This is a genomic window from Xylanibacter rodentium, from assembly GCF_013166575.1.
GTDB lineage: Bacteria > Bacteroidota > Bacteroidia > Bacteroidales > Bacteroidaceae > Prevotella > Prevotella rodentium.
The window spans coordinates 72051-90823 of sequence record NZ_JABKKE010000005.1 but is presented as its reverse complement, the minus strand read 5'-3'; the positions used below and the strand labels follow the sequence as shown (position 1 = coordinate 90823).

Genomic DNA, 18773 nt, shown 5'->3' with positions numbered 1-18773 from the left:
GATTTGGTTGTTATATGGAGAATGTATTTTTGAGTTTTCATAATAAAAACAAATGAACAATCGTATTATTTTTATAATGCACATGCCTCCGCCTGTGCACGGTGCTTCCATGGTGGGAAAATATATCCATGACTCCAAGCTCGTTAATGAGGCTTTTGATTGTCATTATATAAATCTTACAACGGCCGATACTCTTGCAGATATAGGCAAAATAGGACTGAGAAAAGTAAAGTCGTTTGTAAAGCTTCTGAACAGTATAGAAAAGGAAATAAAACGGTTGCGCCCTAATACAGTATATATCACACCTAATTCGGCGGGAGCTGCGTTTTATAAGGATTTTGTAGTGGTGGAAACCGTAAAACGAGCTATGAGGAAGTGCGGACGCAAAGACGTGAATGTAATTTTACATTTTCATAATAAGGGTGTCAGTACAAGGCAAGAACGATGGCTTGACGACAAACTTTACACAAGATTTTTCAAAGGTGTAGATGTTATGCTGTTGGCAGAATCTCTTTATGGGGATATTTCCAAATACGTGGAACGGAATAATGTTGTTATTTGTGGTAATGGTATTCCGGATTATTCTACAGAGGATATTGTTCCCATAAAAGAATCATATGAAAAGGAATTGCCACATTTACTTTTCCTGAGTAATATGATGACAACAAAAGGTGTGTGGGAGTTGCTCGATGCATTATATATCCTTAAACGGAAAGGACAGAATTTCGTATGCGACTTTGTCGGGGGCTGGAAAGATATACATGAAGAGGAATTTTGTGCACGTGTGAGTGAATATGGACTGTCTGATTGTGTATATGCACATGGAGCCAAATATGGAATGGATAAGGATGTTTTTTTAAAAAGAGCGGATATTTTTGTCCTTCCATCATATACGGAAGCTTTTCCGCTTACAGTGTTGGAAGCTATGCAATACGGATTGGCTGTCGTTGCATCAAATGTTGGGGGAGTTTGCGGACAAGTATCTGATGGGTTGACCGGATATTTAATAGGAGGTACTGAGGCCGTTTTGACTTTGGATTATAAGCCGGATATCCAGGAATTGTCATTAGCTATAGAGGCTCTTTTGAATGATATGGACAAATGCAGAACCATGGGGCAAGAGGGACTGAAACGATACAAGCAGGAGTTTACATTGCAACGGTTTGAGGAAAGATTTTGCAAATGTCTACAAACGTTTATCAGATCGATTTGTTCTTCCATTTCCTAAATTTTGTCTATGTTTATGCTAAAATATTCATTCATGTCAATTTGATGTTTTGTATTCAAGTACAAGAAGCAAAAAATTGAAATATGTATTAATATGATAAAACTTAAAGATTTAAATATTATTGAAAGTCTCGATGCTTTGTCACGCATCCCTCCCGGCAAAATTCTTATAAACACTATAAACGCCCATTCCTATAATACGGCACAGAAAGACGCTCTTTTTGCCGAGGCGTTGCAGAATGGCGACTATCTTATTCCCGACGGTGCGAGCATAGTTAAAGCCTGCCGTTGGCTTAAGGCGAAGTCGCGGCCGACGGAACGCGTTGCCGGTTGGGACCTGTTTGAGTTTGAGATGGGAGTCCCCGCTGGCTTCCCCAAGGTGGAGGGAACTGTATGTGAACCTGGGGGCGAGTCTGATGGTATGAAAAATAGAAGGCGTCGAGTTATGTTCATGGGATCTTCGGAAAAGGTTCTCTCGCTCATCCGCAAACGCATGTCCGAGGTATATCCCCAGTGGGAAGTGGTGACCTATTCGCCTCCCTACAAGCCTGAGTTCAGTGACGAGGACAACGAAGCCATCATCAGTGCCATCAATGATGCCGACCCCGATTTGCTTTGGATAGGGATGACGGCGCCGAAGCAGGAGAAGTGGGCATATGCCAATTGGGACAGGTTGAATATCCGCTGCCATGTGGGCACTATTGGTGCTGTATTCGATTTCTTTGCCGGCACGTACAAGCGCGCACCTTTGTGGTGGCAGGATCATTCTTTGGAATGGCTGTATCGTCTGTTGAAAGAGCCGCGGCGGATGTGGCGACGGTATTTGATTGGCAATGCGCTGTTTCTTTGGAATATTTTGGTTAATGAGTAATGTCAAGTGTTTTTGATATGCAAGCGGTCTGGCTAAATGTTGGATATGAATTCACTTTTGATATATATATATTTGTCATTAAGTGTTTACGGAGGTAAGTAGTAAAATACAAAGTAACGATTCGGGCAGGTTTCCTTATAGGAGCTCTGTCCGAATTGTTACTTTGACAAATGGCTGAATCCACTATACTTTGGTGTTCCTCCATCTATATTTTGCGTTTTTTCCATCATTTACATTCTTTTCGATGGTCATTATCCAATTATTGTTTGGATATATCCCAAAAGTTCTGTAACCTTATTGGTCACCAAATTGGCACCTTCTGATTCTGCAGTGTGGGCATATCCTACTAGAGACCTTGATGAGGAAAATATGGCGATTGGTGTATTGCTGTATTTTTTGTTCCTCAACTTGAGTAACTGTATTCCCGCATCTGGAGACTCGGCCCTTTTCATGTCGGAGATTATCAATGTATAATTATTTTTTGCCAATTTTTTGATTGCTTCGTCAGTAGACTTTACAATATCAAAAACAATTTCGTTTTCAGTAAACATACTAACAATGCTCTTGTTGTTTTCGGGATTGTCGTCAACCCATAAAATTCGCTTGATTTCGGTTCCTGCATAACGTGTGTGCTGCACATCTCGTTCGTTTACAGTTTCTTTATCACTTTGAGGCGAAGTTTTGGAAAGGCGGCTGGATAATTCTCGAATCAGTTTATCGGCAGTCTCAATCTTCTTCTCCCATTCTTTACTTTGAATTTCCAGATTATGTCGAAGTTCATTAATTCTTGTTTCCAGCAAGTTGTCGATTTTTTCATCGAATTTTTTATTTATAGCAACTTTAATTTCAGTCTTCGTTCTATAGTTCAGCCATGCCAAGACTGACCCGAACAGAAAGGTGCCTCCTGAAATAAGCATTAGCAATTTATTGAATGAATTCTCAAGGAACAATCTATGCTCTTTTGCATCATCCCGGATAAACTGCTGATACTGTAACAAAGCATCTTCCTCCACTCGATTGTTAGTTGGAATTTCCGTTGTCGCAACTGTATACGGTGTCCCCCAAAGGCTAAATATAAAAAACAATATTGAAATCATTGTAAAATTTTCTATAAGAGAGTTTAACTTGGTTATAAAAGTTCAAAAAATTATTATCGTCTAAAAAATAGACGAATAAAGCTGTATTCAATCCATCGCGCAGTTTTTTAATACATATATATCTTAAGATATTCAGAAATTTATATTAATTGTGGATAACATTCTGTGGTACTGGTGCACGGGTGGGGCGTGCATCAGTGTTTCTCTACAGCCATCACCTTGCCTTCTTTTGAGAATTTCACTATAAGTCCGCTTTCGTATATCCAATCGGTCCGTCCGTTGCTTGCCGAAGCAGTACGGTATGGTTCGCCTTTGGCAAGACGTACTTCCTGTTTGGTGAATCCTTTTTCCACTTTTCCCATTTGTATCTTTTTGCGTCGTTCGGCCGGTATCTTCGACAGGTTGGCAGTACCGGCATTAAACAGATAGTTGTAGTAGTCTTCCTTGTATCCGTCGATATCGCCGGTTACGTTGTCGTTGACAAAAGTAACCTGTTTGGTATATTCGTTGCCGCTGCTGAGGCTTTTTAGTGTCATTTTGACATAGTTCGTATTGCTTTGCGGCTGTATTCTCACTATCGTGAACGATGACAGACGCGCAATTCGAACCTGCTCACCATCAGTGTTTTCCATATCTGTAGCGTAGCGCGTGTGAACCTGCTTTCCTATGTATTGGGCATATTCTCCTGTTGCTGCCACATTGGCATCTATGAGTTCGAACGAGCCTTTGAATGTAAATTTTGTGTTGTCCATGATGAATTCGTCATCGCGCATGCCGCTGTTGGTCTTGCTCATGGCTACGTTCTGATAGAACTGTTTTCCGTTTTTGTCTTCCACGATTATTTTCACAGGGAAACTTCGTGTGCCCACACCTATGGCTTTTACCGTCACCTCTTCGTTTTTCGGTACGGTAATCTCTTCATATCCATCACCGTCCATTTGGGTGTCAACGCGGTAGAGTGTGGTCTTGGTGTATAGTTTTACTCCCATCAGTTTGGTACGTGCTATGTCTACATCGCCCAAATATGCCAATGTGGGCACTCCGAGTTTGCCGTAGCAATAGTCTTCGAATGAGCCGTTGGGCACTTCATAATAGTATGCCGTGCTATCGTCTTGACATATAAAATCCACACGTGCACGTCCGTCCAGTCCTTCGCTGTGCCCCTTGTATATCATAATCTTGTAGCGCAGGCGTCCGCTACTCACTTCCTTGCCTGTTGCGGCATTACAGAAAGTATTGACAATGAGATCGTATTTTTCCGGCAGAACCATGAATTTCATTCCTTCGTTCCAGTCGCACATACTATGATACCTGAAGTTGTCGTCCACGAAGTCTCGTGCCTTTTTCTCCTTGGAATCTTCTTTGGTTTCGGTACCGGTCTTTGCCGTAATGGTTTTCTTGGCTCCCTTTGTCTTTACTATATATGAGTTCTGGCCTGTTGCTGTGATAACGGCGAGGGTCATTCCTGCAAAAAAAGCAATTCTCTTCATTTGAATAGCAGTTATTAACGATTTGTTGTTTTACAATCGCAAAGGTAAGATATTTTTTTTATACTTGTGACAAAATGACGTAATAATCGGTCTGTGTTACTCAAAAAAATCTTTTGGCACATGCTTTGCTATATTGTCAGCGAAACGGCAGATGCCGAATCAGATAAACCAAATTAAATAACAGAATAATTAAAAAGTAAAAAATATAACGATTATGGGAAAGATTATTGGAATCGACTTAGGTACTACAAACTCATGCGTTGCCGTGTTTGAAGGCAACGAGCCGGTAGTAATAGCAAACAGTGAGGGTAAGCGTACCACACCTTCTGTGGTAGGCTTCGTTGAGGGCGGTGAGCGTAAAGTGGGTGACCCTGCAAAGCGTCAGGCCATTACCAATCCTCGCAAAACCGTATACAGCATCAAGCGTTTCATGGGTGAGACATGGGCGCAGACGGAGAAAGAAATAGGACGTGTGCCGTTTTCGGTTGTAAATGAGGGTGGTTTCCCCCGTGTAGACATCGATGGCCGTAAATACACTCCGCAGGAGATTTCGGCCATGGTGCTTCAGAAGATGAAGAAGACTGCTGAGGACTATCTCGGACAGGAAGTTACGGACGCTGTTATTACAGTGCCGGCATATTTCTCAGATTCACAGCGTCAGGCAACGAAAGAAGCCGGACAGATTGCCGGACTTAACGTTCGTCGTATCGTAAACGAGCCTACAGCCGCTGCATTGGCATATGGTGTGGATAAGGCCAATAAAGATATGAAGATTGCTGTGTTCGACCTTGGTGGCGGTACATTCGATATCTCGATTCTCGAGTTTGGCGGTGGTGTGTTCGAGGTGCTTTCTACCAATGGTGACACACATCTTGGCGGTGACGACTTCGATCAGGTAATTATCGACTGGCTCGTACAGGAGTTCAAAAATGATGAGGGGGCTGACCTTACACAGGACCCAATGGCTATGCAGCGTCTTAAGGAAGCTGCCGAGAAGGCTAAGATTGAGTTGTCAAGCTCTACATCGACAGAGATAAATCTGCCTTACATCATGCCTGTTGGCGGTGTGCCGAGGCATTTGGTGAAGAGTCTTACACGTGCCAAGTTTGAGCAGTTGGCCCATGACCTTATTCAGGCTTGTCTTGTGCCTTGCCAGAACGCTATACGTGATGCAAAGATTTCAACGGCCGATATTGATGAAGTGATTCTTGTTGGCGGTTCGAGCCGTATACCGGCAGTACAGACCCTTGTGAAAAACTATTTTGGCAAAGAGCCTTCAAAGGGTGTTAATCCCGATGAGGTAGTGGCTGTCGGAGCTTCTATTCAGGGTGCTATACTCAATAAGGAAGGTGGAGTGGGCGATATTGTGTTGCTCGACGTTACTCCGCTTACATTGGGTATCGAGACTATGGGCGGGGTTATGACCAAGCTTATCGAGAGCAACACCACCATTCCTTGCAAGAAGAGTGAGGTGTTCTCTACCGCAGCCGACAATCAGACAGAGGTGACCATCCATGTATTGCAGGGCGAACGCCCCATGGCTGCACAAAACAAGAGTATTGGTCAGTTCAACCTTACCGGTATAGCTCCTGCACGCCGCGGCATACCTCAGATTGAAGTAACATTTGATATAGATGCCAACGGTATTCTTAAGGTGTCTGCCAAGGATAAAGCTACGGGTAAGGAGCAGGCCATACGCATTGAGGCTTCGTCTGGTTTGAGCAAGGAGGAAATAGACCGCATGAAGGCTGAGGCTGAGCAAAACGCAGAAAACGACAAGAAGGAGCGTGAGCGTATTGATAAGATGAATCAGGCTGACTCTATGATTTTCACTACTGAGAACTTCTTGAAAGACAATGGTGACAAGATTCCCGCAGATCAGAAGCCGGCTATCGAAACAGCTCTCCAGACTCTGAAGGATGCTCATAAGAATGGTGACACAGCGGCTATAGACAGTGCTATCAACAACCTCAATCAGGTGATGCAGGCTGCCAGTGCGCAGATGTATCAGGGCGCACAGGGAGCGCAGCCCGGTGCTGATCAGGGTTTCAACGGAGGCCAGCAATCACAGAACAGTGGTGCAAAGACTGATGAAACTATTCAGGATGCCGACTTTGAGGAAGTGAAGTAAGAAAGATAACTATCCGAGAGGAATAAATAGTAACGACAGCGTGCAGAATATATAACTGCACGCTGTTGTTTGTATATGTATTATTGCTGTCCGTAAATTATTTAGTTTCAATATATCCCTCTTGATCGTAACAACGATGATAAAAGTTAATCAGGTCGACAAGTTTTTGGAGAGAAGAACTTTCGGTAGTCAGATTTTTGAATTTCTGATATTGAGCATTGTACCTTTCCGAAGAGCCATGTTGTAATCTTTCTTCTATATCATAAGGAATCAAGTATTTGGATTTTTCTCCCAAATACTTATAAAATTCTGTGAGGAAGATGTGGATGCCGGCAAGATCGAAATCCCCAAAATGGATATACTCGTTGGGGATGGTCTGCAACCATAATCGTAAGTCGGTTGATTGAGGATAACGAGACACGAATAGCAAACGCTTGCCAGGCAATGATGATGAGAACAGATATTTCTGCTGGCGAATTAATCTAAAATTTTCCATATTCTCTATTCCCACAACCACCACATCTTCAGGAATAAGGAATTGCTGCCAATTTGCCACAAACAAAAAACATCCGTCCTGTGGATGGACTGTAAATTCATGACCGTTCAATTGACATGAAATTTGTTCGTATGAGTTGATAAGGAATCCAGGACAAGAGCGGATGGTTACAAGTTTTGAGTTACCAGAGTTAGAAGCTTGGTCTGCACGAGAAATCTCTTTAGTCATGAGTGTGCGCATTTGCTCGAGATTTCCTAATCGTTCGTCAATGTGTTTCAAAGCCTGTTCAAGATGTTGAGGGGATGGAGCAATTATGGTACATCGACTACCATGTGAATGGCTTATCAGTACCCCGTCGTATATAAGTTCATCCACCCATTCGCCACGAAGAGTGCTGGCAGGAAGCGACTCTCCGTTACGTAATTGGAGTAATTTATCAATGAGAGCTGTGGTTATCTTCATTTTGTAGTGTAATTATAAGAATGAACTTATTTTTGTGAAATCAACGGATGTACCACCGTTTGAGATTTTTCATCTTTATTTAGCAGGTAGGTGTAGCGATAGTTTGAAACATTGTAGGTGGTTGGTGACGAGTTGATGAGCAGAATATTACGGGCATTGGCAAAATCGAGTATGCCTTTCACATTCTGTGGATGTAGTTTGCCTATCTCGTCCATCATGCAATGTATACGGAAATCTCCGAAACGCTTGCTTACTTTCTCTTTGAACACATTGATGAGCATGATGTTGATAATGGCCTTTACCAACGTGTCTGTTCCTTCGCTACCAACATGTGAGAGTTTGTCGGCCCAGCCGGTATCGTTGTCATTTTCAACGATACGGAATTGTAGCTGAAACAAATCAGATAAGGTAAGATACTGACGTTGAGGATTATCTAAGAGTGATTTCATGAAGTCAAGCAAATGCCCTACAGCCTTTTGGTTTACTTCATCGCGATTGACTGTTGAAAATAGGTTTAAGTCACCCATGGCAAACAGATTTTCGTCATTGAAATCCTTGATGCGTTTCATCAGTTGGACCATTTTATCTGCTGATGGAACCGACTGAAGGGCAATGAGTTTGATTACACCGGCAAAGTTACGTTTATGAAAATCGTTGTTAATGTCGCGAATAATCTTATCTACATCTGACTCATGTCGGGTGAGTTCGCCTATTTCCTTGGAAATACGTGCCAATATATCTACATAGCGCTCGCTGGTACGCCTACGGTACTCCTCTATCTTGTTGTTGATGAGGAAATCATCTAGATTGTTGGCAAAGTCAAGATAATCCTCGTCTATGGTCAGTTCGGTGCGGAAACAGAACGTGTTCTTGGCAGAGAAATTCCCCTTGAACACATCGATGCTCTGCTTGAACTGATTATGCTTCGACTGACGCGACACGATGATACCTGTAAGTTCATCAACTGCCTGTTCCGGAGTGCGAAGTGTCTGTCGCTCCTTTGCCTCAGCAAGCATTGGTGGACAAAGATTCTCGTCATTTGCAAAGCGTTCTGCCTTCTGCAGTTCATCCTCAAGACGTTTCTTCTCTTCCTTGCGTTCGCCAAGTTCCTTACCAAGGGAAGCAATCTGCTGCTCATGTTTCTGTTTGCGCTGGTTATACTTCTCGTCCAACTGCAAAATTCTGTCAGCGAGGTTCTTCTTCTGATTCTTTAGGTTATCCTCCTGATCAAAAAGTTCTTCCTTATCACGCTGATAGTCATAGACAAGTTTGCGATGTTGCTCAATGTACCTCAGTTTTTCTTCAGCTTTGCCAATCTTCGTTTTGCACTCTTCCACCAAAGTCGTATCAGCACCACGTCCCTTAAGTTCGTCATGCTCTTGCTGCTTCAGCTTTTGCAATTCAGTATCAGCCTCTTGTTCACGAATCTTCGTTTCTGCATTGATTGACGCAACACGTTCGGCATGGAGTCTCACATTCTCAGCCTTGGCATCATCATATTTCTTCTCAGCAGATTTCTGCTGTTTTTGCTTGTCAGCATTAACCTTGTCCAGAACATTTTGAGCAGACGTAAGGTCATGAGCCAACTTCTGCTGACGGTTCATCAGCTCCTGCCGGCTTGCTTCGATTATCTGCTTAGCTTGGGCTTCAAAATCTTCAATCTTTACAATGATACCCTTACGCTTCTGCGGAATCATATTGAACTCAGTTTCAGCAAGTGACTTCTGCTGACGAAGTTCTTTAATCTTTGGCGTAAACTGACGTTTCAATTCTTCGATAGACTTATCCTGCTGATTAAGAATCTCTGCATACTCTGCCTTTGCCAGCTTCTGTTCCTTCTCCAATGCAGCCTTTTCTTCTTGCAACTGCTTTGGCTTACGCACATTGAGCGGAATGTCCACGAGGTCAAGTTTTACGCCAAACAAAGAGGCACCATCAGTCTTCTGCGGATGAAGTCCTGTCTGATAGAGTACCTTCTCCTCATTTATGACCTTACCTATGTTCTGTTCCCAATCAGGCTTATTCTCTTCAAGCCATTCGTACAGTGAACCTTTCGTACGGTCGAGGAGCACATCTATGGCACGAATCTGTTCAGCAATAGTGTCTATTCGCTTTTGCTTTTCATCCAACTGATGATTGTAATCTGCCTTGATTTCAGTCTCCTTTTTATTATATTCTGCCTGAACACGGTTAATCTCAGACGCAAGCGAACCAATCCTTCCTTCAAGTTCCTTCTCCTTGAGTTGCAGTTCGTTGAGCTGCTGACTCAACGCATCCCGTTCTTCCTTGAAAGGTGTGAGATACTTCAGTTTCAGAAGTTCCTTATCGCAATCATTCTGTTCTGTCTTCACTGAATCAATTGCACTAGTTGCAGAAGCAATCTTCTCAGCAAAAGCATGCTCAATCTCAGTTCTGGCTGCATTATACTCCTTCAGCAGTCGTTCATCAGTATTCTGTTTCTCCTGCCCAACGGCAAGAATACGTTGCTGCTGAGCCTGACGGAACGTCTCAAGCTGATTGGTAATGTTCTGACAAAGAGCCTTGTATTTGGTTGTAACGTCATTGAAACGAGCTGTAAGATCAGCCAGTTTCTCTCTGAGAGCCTCAAGTTCTGCTTTTACACCTTGTTCTTTGGCACAACGATTCATCACAACCTCTATTTGCTGAACTTCATAATGTTTCTTGCGCTCCTTCAAGCGTTTCAGTTTATCATTGACAACGCCTTGTTCCTGATTCAGCGTTGCCTTCTCAGCATCATGCTTTTGTTGGATTTCTGAGAGTAATCGCTTCTGTCTGTCTTGCTCCTGCTGGAGTTCTGTAATCTTTTCGTTTATAAGTGGTAGTCGCTCGTGCGAAATGCGTATGGCGTAGTTCAGCTCGCCGCACAATTCGGTTATCTGCTGTTTCATATACAACAGTTCGTGGTAGGAGCTGATTACAGTATCTGCCTGTTTGCGGACTATCGATTCGCCTTTCTGATTGAGCCTGTACCAACATGAAATATCCTTGTATTCCTGTTCAAAATCGGCTACTTGCCTGCGAAAATATCCCAAATCGATATAAGCCTCCTCTTCGCTCATCGAGCGTATTATGATGTCTTTGATAAAATTGGCATCCAGTCGGGAATTAAGAAATACGTTCTGGATACTTCTTGGGATATTTTGGTAGCGGTTGGATTCCATCAGCTGAAAACGGGCGTACTCCTTACCCACCGCTTGACGGTTGCCGTACAGAATGTCGCGATAGAGTTCGTAGCGGTCGATTATCTTGCTCATGTATGCACCTCCAATCCGCTCACGTATCACCTTGCCCTCTGCCGTCACTTCACCATGTGCATCCACCAGCCACTCATTGTTGTATCCGGCATCTACAAAGCGATAGCAGGCTCTGCCAGAAGAGCGGAAAGTGATGATGCAGAATGGACCATGCTCGTGCTCCACCTCATATATTATATACGAGTTGGCATAGGGCAGATAAAACTCATCAAAGCTCTTCATCTCCTTCGGAATGCCAAGATGTAGCTTGTCGGCATTGTAGAAGAAAAGTATGGCGCGAAGCAATGTACTCTTGCCGACACCCTGAGTACCTATAAAATGCACGTTGCCATCCAGCTTAACCTCAGCATAACGTATGTGTGCGCTATTTATAAAGATAATTTTGCGTAATGCTCTCATACTTGTTCTGTCTCGATAATGGTTAGACAATCAATGAGTTCCTCGATATAGTGAAATGCGGCTGTCACCTTGTAGGTTTCGTCCAGTTCATTCTCCAGTTCTATAAATCCCTGACGCTCCAAGTCGTTGATGAGTCGGTTCATTTTCTCGTCGTGAGTCTTGAATTCGGTATATAGATTCCGAGCCTTTTCTTTTAGTTCTATGTCACTTGAAAACTTCTCCAAAATGTTCGACTTGCGGAAAGTGAATCCGGAGCCGAACGCCTGATTGAATGTTTTGAGAAAATCCACACGGTCAATCCATAATGCCAGCCTTTGCACTTTTTCGGACAGTTCCACCTTGTTTTCTGTTCGCGAGAAATAATAATATCCATTGCCTCCCTCGAGAAGAAAGCCGATGCCTTGATAGTATTCCTGATATTTCTGAAAATCATCCTCAATGGCATCATAGAGGTGTGTACGTTGCTGAGAGATGGAATTCTGTGAGATAAATCCACCTTTACTCAGTATATCGAATATTTCTTTTGTATAGCGTACCATGATTATGCTGTTTTGGGGTAAATCAACGGGTATTCAATGCCTTCGTACAAGCGGTAATCGTCACTTATGGCAAGTTCGTCAAGATACTGGGCTGTCAGCTGACAGAAGAGCACCAGTTTCTCCTCATGAGTCATTGGTTTGTGATAGCTGGAATAATTCATCACAAAGTGGAAAAGATTGTCACCCGATGCCATAAAGGCATTCTTTACTTCGTCTATATCAACCATTGGCAACACATGTTGCTGTTCTTTAAGTTCATCCTCGGTAAGCGGTTCTGCCATACTTCCTTTACTCAGACGGGCATTACCCTTTCCCGTGGCTACATCTTGCAGTATTTTTAGGCCTTCATCCGAATTGCGGAGCATCGAGAGTGACACTTTTAGAGTGTATTTCGGGCGCGGTTCCATCCATACAGGATTCTTAGAGGCCATCTTGGCCCTTATGTCGGTATTTGTGTCGAGTAACATCTGGTCGCGCAGGTATTTCAGTTTCTGTACCTTGGCAAACAGGCGGTTCTGATACTCTATGAGGTTGAGATAGTTGATAATCTGACGGTCAAGTTCCAGCAGGTTGTGGTACACCTCGCGCAATTGTAGTTTAACGTCGGTCACCGTATCTTTGAGTTGCACGTCCATAGCCACCATGAAGAAGGTTGACTGTTTCTCGTCTATCACCTTTTCACATTCGCTGATAAGAACAGCTATATCCTTGCGCTTTTCGTCCAAATGAACCAGTTTTTTCTTTTTTATGGCGAATGTGGGTTCATTCTTGTATGTGTTGTCAATGTTGCGTTTCAGGTCGATGACATTTCGCAAAGAGGTGAGTGCAATGTTGCGGAGAATACGCTTCACATCTTTCATATAGCCGTACTTACGATTTGGCTCGTTTTCGCTCTTATAGTAATCTATGGCTGCGTTCAGATTGCTGATGCTCTCTTTCACGCTTGCTACATTGATTTCCTCATTTACTTCCAATACTTCTTCGAAGAAACGCAGATAGACATCCTCCAGTTCCACGAAATCGCCGTTTTCGTGAATTACTCCAAACTTACGTAGAAAGTCTAAACTTTCATCCTTTTTGGCAGCCAGTTCACGTGCCAGGTCATAGCGGAATGACAGTCGCTTACGATCTTGGAACAGTCCATGAAGCAACTTGCGCTCTCGGTCAAGAGCGCGAATTAACTCTTCGAGTGAATGAAAATGCGACGTTGCATCCATATCTTGTTCAGTTATATAAATATCCTTTGTAAATTAACGATTATCCGGTTACTAAATCATCAATAATGTTTTTGACACCTGTACTATTAATTTGTTTGCGGAAATGAACGTTATATCCATTTGCAGCCATGGCTTTGAAAAACTCATCGGCACAGGAAATTTTTGTATTCTCATCAGGTGATATGTTCGACTCTTTGTCGTATGCCTTTGTTTCAATTACGATGTTCAGTTCCTTTGTGCCATCAGTTTTCTTAACCACGTATATGAAGTCTGGACTATAGTTACTTGATGCCACAGTTGGAATGCAGATGCTATGTGATGGAATCTTTCCATACACGATCACTTCGTCAATCTCCGTCTTGATATTTTGAAGTTCCAGCTCGGAATCGTGAGCATAAGCATTATAGAGATATTTCAAAGGAGGATTGCCGGGTGCACATTTGTTGCCGATGTAGGCCTGGACAACTTCGTCTTTCACTGTGCCATCTGCATTGGTGAGTTTGGTCTCTTTTACCTTGTAATTGGCTTGCTTATAGCGCACAAAACCCACCAGTTGATTACATTTCCAGTCATCTACAGCACCGATTAGTCTGGTCAACGAACTCTCATTGAACATTTCGTTTGTGAGCTGACAGCCACTATTGGCCGCTTCACATATTGCTTTGTGCATTGTATGAACAGGAATATTGGTGTATCTTGAAGCATGCTTCAGAAATGTATAATATCCATAATGGCGGTTGTGTAAAGTAAGTTCTGCATGAGAGCCTTCGTTGGCAACGGCCACGTTACCCTCGAATTCAAGAACCTTTCGAGAAGATTCGATACTCTGAAGAGAGAATACATGCTTATCTTTAATTAAGAATGGTAGCTCGGCCTCAATCTTTTGGTCTATCTCCTTGTCAAAATAGAGAACGTACTTTTTATTCAGTTGTGCCCATAGTTCTCGCAATTCCTCAAATTTGGCTTTACGGATATGTATTTTGTCACTGCGGTTGCTGTTACGGTTGATAATGCGATTGGTATTCACACCATCTGTCACATCTTTGAACTCAGGATAGTTAACCAACATGTCATCGAACTTCTCAGATACAACCTTCTTGTCAAAGTCAACATAGCCTTTCGTCATGAGTTCAATAAAGAATTTGTTGACATTGATGTTGCGTTTTTCGGCAACCTTGATAATATCTTCTGCCGTGATTGAAAGAGGACTCTTCTGTTCTAATTCAAGTTCTCCGTTGATTTCTGCAACAAGTTTATTGGCAAAGTCCTTCTCTGTGAAGTCTACAATATAGTTGAGCATGAAAGAAGAATCGCTGATACGGTTTCCTGCGCTATCAACAGGCAAACGCAATCCACGACCCACCTCCTGCAACTTGCTGATCTCCGAACCGCTCGAACGGAGTTTGCAGATGGTAAATACATTAGGATTGTCCCAACCTTCCTTCAAAGTCCACTTCGAGAAGAGGAAACGCAGCACATTAGGTTTCCCTTTATCGTCAGTAAAACTCAATAAGTCTTTCTTGCCATGAAGGATTACCTTTACCTCGTTGGCAATATTCTCGTCAGAGTCATTATTGTCTTGGGAAAAATATCCGGCACACGAATTTTCAATATTATCGAGAGTCGCTTTAAGATAATCCCTATATTCGGGTGTGTTATCGCGTGCAAGTTCCTTGTTTACCCTCGCAGTTAATATTTCAATGAACTTCTTTCGCAGCCACCCGTCGTTTTTACTTTCCGGACCTCGGAAACTGTCAATGCTGTCTATAAAGAACAATGCAAGTGTCTTGATGGGCAGACCTTCACGACAGAAATTCTCACGCTCCGTTTCGAAATGCCGCATCAGGGCAAGTTCAATCATTCCTTCTTGATAAGACACTCCGTATTGGTCGGGAAAGAAGTCCTCACCAGTCTGTTTTTCTTGACCGTTGCTCAAAGTAATGGTATTCTTGCTTACGGCCTCAAGCATAACACCATCAAGATCACTGTCAATAAATCCCAAACTATCTCCTACATGAAGAGTGAAAGTCTTTCCTGTATTGTCATGGCTTGTATACTTCAGATTTGCACTATCGCCTTTTGTGACAGAAAGAACCTTAACCTTTTTCTCCGCTTTCTTTCCGCCGGGCAACTCAAGGTGTTCTTTTGCCACCCCTTTTATAAGTCCTTGGTTAAAGGAGTCAGCCGCATTCAGGTCATAGATCAGTTCTTGATAGTCTTTCACCAAATGTTTGTTCTTGCCTTTGCCAACTGTAAGTTCTGGGAAAGTAGCGCCATAGCGCAACACTAGTTGAGGTCGGAAATTTTCAACGAGTGCTGCATACGACTTGCTGCCACGTTCCATACGATGTGGCTCATCAATGATAAGCACAGGCTTTGTATCGGCAATGGCATCAACAGGCCGATGGAACTCACCAAGCATCTGGTCATAGTCTTCACGTGTCAACAGTTTACCATTGGTAACCAACTGAGTGTTGAGTAGCAGTACGTATATCTTGTGCTTGGCATGATGTGTACCATAGAAGAAATGGCCTACCGAAGATGGCATATTCTGTCGTCCTTTCTTTTTCTGTTTCTGAGGTTCAAGCAGACATAGTTCTATTTCTGTATCATAACCACATACGGAATTGAAATGACGTTTCACCTCTGGTTCGCTGATAAAAGATGCAGTACCGGCCTTGATAGGCAAGGTTGGAACAGCAATGATAAACTTGTTGAAACCGCAACGCTTGTGTAGTTCAAAGATGGTTCGGGTATAGACGTATGTCTTACCTGTACCCGTTTCCATCTTGATGTCAAGAATCCGATGGTGAGGTAAAGCCTTTATCTTGTCCGGCAACATATAGTGTGTTATTCGATGTTTGGTGACCTTGTCCAAAATGTTCACTTTCTGGCGTACCGCATGCAGTGCTTCACCGCTGAGTTGATTCTTCAGCAGTGGATTCTGATGGCTGGCTTTTGCCGGCTCCTGTATAGATGCCTCCACGATGGCAGCAACGCCTTCTACTGGAGCAGTCTGGTGAGGGAGGTTGTTTTCGAGTTTTAATTCCATGATTATGCTGCATTCCAATTGAAGTTGTTTAAACTTATTTTGAGATGTTGATTATTTTACTGAATCATTAACATCTCAAAATAAGTTTAAACAACTTCGATATGTAGTTTCTTGGGATACATAGTATTTCGTTTTTTAATATCTAACGTCAATGTTTACTGTCAAAGTCTTGTTGCCATCTTTCAGTGTACGGAGGTTCTTTTGCAATTCCTCACGATGAGTGAAACCGAAGCTATAGCCGAATATGACTATGTTGTGCGGTGAGAAAGGTTCGCCGTTATACTTGTCCATTAGGGCGACAATGCTTGTGGCATCAAAGTCGTGGTCAGGGTGAATCATGTAGAGATGATCATTTTTCCAATAAGCCTTGTATTTGCCGAGCATTATCTTTTCTGCGTCCTCTGTCAAGCCATAACCATCAGCCACAAGCCATGTGCGAAGAACAGTTTCCAGCCCAAAGTCATCCACAGTAATTCTACTGATGAGGTTTGAGGTAGGGTCAAACTTCTCCATCTGTAGCAGCGCGTCTTTTTGAGGCTCTTCCAATGTGTAGTGCTTGAAGCCGAGGTCACCAGCAAATAGAGGATTCTCTGCCTTTATCTTTTTTGCGGCACGTTTGATTCGCTCCATGCCGATTTCATCAATGGTCTTGTAGCCGGCCTTGGCAGCTTCGCTATCAGGCTTACATTCTTCTGGAAGTTGGATGAGGATGAATTTACGATAGCCTCCATCTTCAGAGTTTTTTTGCATTACTGCATGAGCAGTTGTAGAGCTACCACCGAAAAAGTCAATTATAATAGAGTCTTTTTCACAAGCAATTTGAATACACGAAGTAACAAATCTACAGGTTTGGGAAAGTCAAAGACTTTTTTCCCATTAAATAAGTTTCGCACTTCTCGTGCAGCTTTTTTGTTGCCTTCTAAACCAGTCCACAATGGTGAAGGACGTTTGGTTCTTCCGTCCAAATAATATTTAACGTATGGCCACCATATTTCCCCATTGTCGCGTTTGGTTTTCTTCCAAAGAATCATATCTTCTTTTACAAGATTATCATATGTCTTTCGTTCAACTCGCCAACAACTATCATATCCGGCAGCTGCTATTGGATATAGTATCTCACCGTCTGGATTCTCTATACCGTAATACATATTTGGACGATCTTCACGCTTATCATTAGAACCTGTTTTACGCAATTGATCATAAGCATAAAAGCCAACATCATCTTGGTTTTGGAATCTTAATTTATCTTTCTCTGTGAGCTCTAGACCATTCAACTCCAGCTCCTCATTTTTTGAATACACAAGAATATAATCAAATGAACTACCAAGCCCACCACTATCCTGACCTGTTGTCTGACCTGTTGGTCGAACTATATTGCCAATAAAGTTCTCCTCACCAAACACCTCATCACACAATCTCTTCAGATTCGCCTGTTCGTTGTCATCAATGGATATAAAAATTACTCCATCGTCTGTCAGAAGATCTCTGGCAAACGACAAACGAGGCAGCATAAAGGTTAGCCAAGCCGCATGGCTGGCACTGCCACGGCGGGTCATAGAGAGAATACGCTCGGCACGCTCCGGACTGATATCAAGCCGCTTGGCCAGTTCTTCGGTGGTGAAGTTGAATTTGTCGTTATATACGAATCCGTCAGACCCCGTATTGTATGGTGGGTCTATATAGATAACCTTTACTTTCCCGCTATACGACTTCACCAGATGTTGCAGGGCATCCAGATTGTCGCCACTGATATATACATTCCGGCTGTTACGATTCTCCGGCTTTTCATTATGTTCCTCATCCGGACGAATCAAGGTTGTGGTGTCCATATTGGTGAGCATACGGGCATAGTTCTTTCCAAGCCAGTTGAAACCACTGGTCTCATCTGTAATAGTTGTTCCTTTTGGCAACGCTGCCTTAAAAGCCTCAATGTCGAACTCAGCATTAGCATTGAAACATTGTGGGAAGAAGGCTCTCAGAACTTTCATCTCACGGTCGCCGGCCTGTGCTGTTTCGTTTTTCTTATTTATGTCGAGAATCATGTGATAAGTATTTGCTATATGATTAATTCTTGTATTTCTTTTCACGCAGAGTGTCACTCTCTTTATCTAAGTACCAATCTGTTCGCCAGGGTTGCATTTATGATACCACCTTAACAGCTTTCTTTGTACGTTTTAAAATGGTTGTGTAGCAACCTTAGGCTACAAAGTTACATAATTTGACCCAAAAAAGCATATATTCTTATATATTTTCGAACATTAGTGTCCACTAAAAACTTATAAGAGTTCTTTGATATTATTGATATTCAATTTGTTATAAACGATTTTAAAGTCAACGGATTTGAATTTATCTTTGCGGTCATAATCAGACCGTTATGCATAGAGACCCATTCGTTTTCGCCCAATTAGTCCAGTTTATGGACAGGAATTGTTTCAACTGTCTTGTACGCACCACTAAGTTGCTAAAAAATCAATGAGATGTACAACTTTCTAAGCATAAATATTTTACGAATTTAAT

General features: G+C 42.6%; 12 protein-coding genes. 3 read left to right on the top strand and 9 right to left on the bottom strand.

Features of this window, described 5'->3' with window-relative positions:
• The first annotated feature begins 52 nt into the window (after positions 1–52).
• Positions 53–1228, top strand: a complete 1176-nt coding sequence (locus HPS55_RS04355) for a glycosyltransferase family 4 protein (protein ID WP_253947649.1) — start codon at positions 53–55, stop codon at positions 1226–1228.
• Between the two features lie 93 nt (positions 1229–1321).
• Positions 1322–2098, top strand: a complete 777-nt coding sequence (locus HPS55_RS04350) for a WecB/TagA/CpsF family glycosyltransferase (protein WP_172176132.1) — start codon at positions 1322–1324, stop codon at positions 2096–2098.
• 251 nt (positions 2099–2349) lie between these two features.
• Here the strand turns inward: HPS55_RS04350 and HPS55_RS04345 are convergent, their stop codons facing one another.
• Both HPS55_RS04345 and HPS55_RS04340 read right to left on the bottom strand, forming a co-directional pair.
• Complete coding sequence (locus tag HPS55_RS04345; RefSeq protein ID WP_172176130.1) at positions 2350–3195, bottom strand: response regulator; 846 nt, start codon at positions 3193–3195, stop codon at positions 2350–2352.
• A gap of 194 nt (positions 3196–3389) precedes the next feature.
• On the bottom strand, positions 3390–4685 hold the full coding sequence (locus tag HPS55_RS04340) for a hypothetical protein (RefSeq protein WP_172176129.1): 1296 nt from the start codon (positions 4683–4685) through the stop codon (positions 3390–3392).
• 214 nt (positions 4686–4899) lie between these two features.
• On the opposite strand from HPS55_RS04340, the gene dnaK reads away from it, so the two are divergent.
• Positions 4900–6816 (top strand): molecular chaperone DnaK, encoded by a 1917-nt coding sequence (gene dnaK, locus HPS55_RS04335; RefSeq protein ID WP_172176128.1) that lies wholly within the window; start codon positions 4900–4902, stop codon positions 6814–6816.
• 97 nt (positions 6817–6913) lie between these two features.
• On the opposite strand, the gene HPS55_RS04330 is transcribed toward dnaK, so the two are convergent.
• From HPS55_RS04330 to HPS55_RS14190, 7 genes are all read right to left on the bottom strand, one after another.
• A complete protein-coding gene (locus HPS55_RS04330) occupies positions 6914–7774 on the bottom strand; it encodes a DUF7281 domain-containing protein (RefSeq protein WP_172176127.1) in 861 nt (286 codons plus the stop codon).
• A 26-nt stretch (positions 7775–7800) separates the two neighbouring features.
• A complete protein-coding gene (locus HPS55_RS04325) occupies positions 7801–11448 on the bottom strand; it encodes an ATP-binding protein (RefSeq protein ID WP_172323469.1) in 3648 nt (1215 codons plus the stop codon).
• Complete coding sequence (locus HPS55_RS04320) at positions 11445–11987, bottom strand: condensin complex protein MksE (RefSeq protein ID WP_172176125.1); 543 nt, start codon at positions 11985–11987, stop codon at positions 11445–11447. The genes HPS55_RS04325 and HPS55_RS04320 overlap by 4 nt, the downstream gene beginning before the upstream one ends.
• Before the next feature lie 2 nt (positions 11988–11989).
• Positions 11990–13204 carry a hypothetical protein gene (locus HPS55_RS04315; protein WP_172176124.1) on the bottom strand — a complete coding sequence of 405 codons (1215 nt, stop codon included), beginning with the start codon at positions 13202–13204 and terminating at the stop codon, positions 11990–11992.
• Positions 13205–13244: 40 nt separating this feature from the next.
• Complete coding sequence (locus HPS55_RS04310) at positions 13245–16256, bottom strand: type III restriction-modification system endonuclease (protein ID WP_172176123.1); 3012 nt, start codon at positions 16254–16256, stop codon at positions 13245–13247.
• A gap of 135 nt (positions 16257–16391) precedes the next feature.
• Positions 16392–17006: a hypothetical protein gene (locus HPS55_RS14320; protein ID WP_336525469.1), complete on the bottom strand. Its 615-nt coding sequence runs from the start codon at positions 17004–17006 to the stop codon at positions 16392–16394.
• Between the two features lie 41 nt (positions 17007–17047).
• On the bottom strand, positions 17048–18298 hold the full coding sequence (locus tag HPS55_RS14190; protein WP_285816171.1) for a site-specific DNA-methyltransferase: 1251 nt from the start codon (positions 18296–18298) through the stop codon (positions 17048–17050).
• Between the last annotated feature and the right edge of the window lie 475 nt (positions 18299–18773).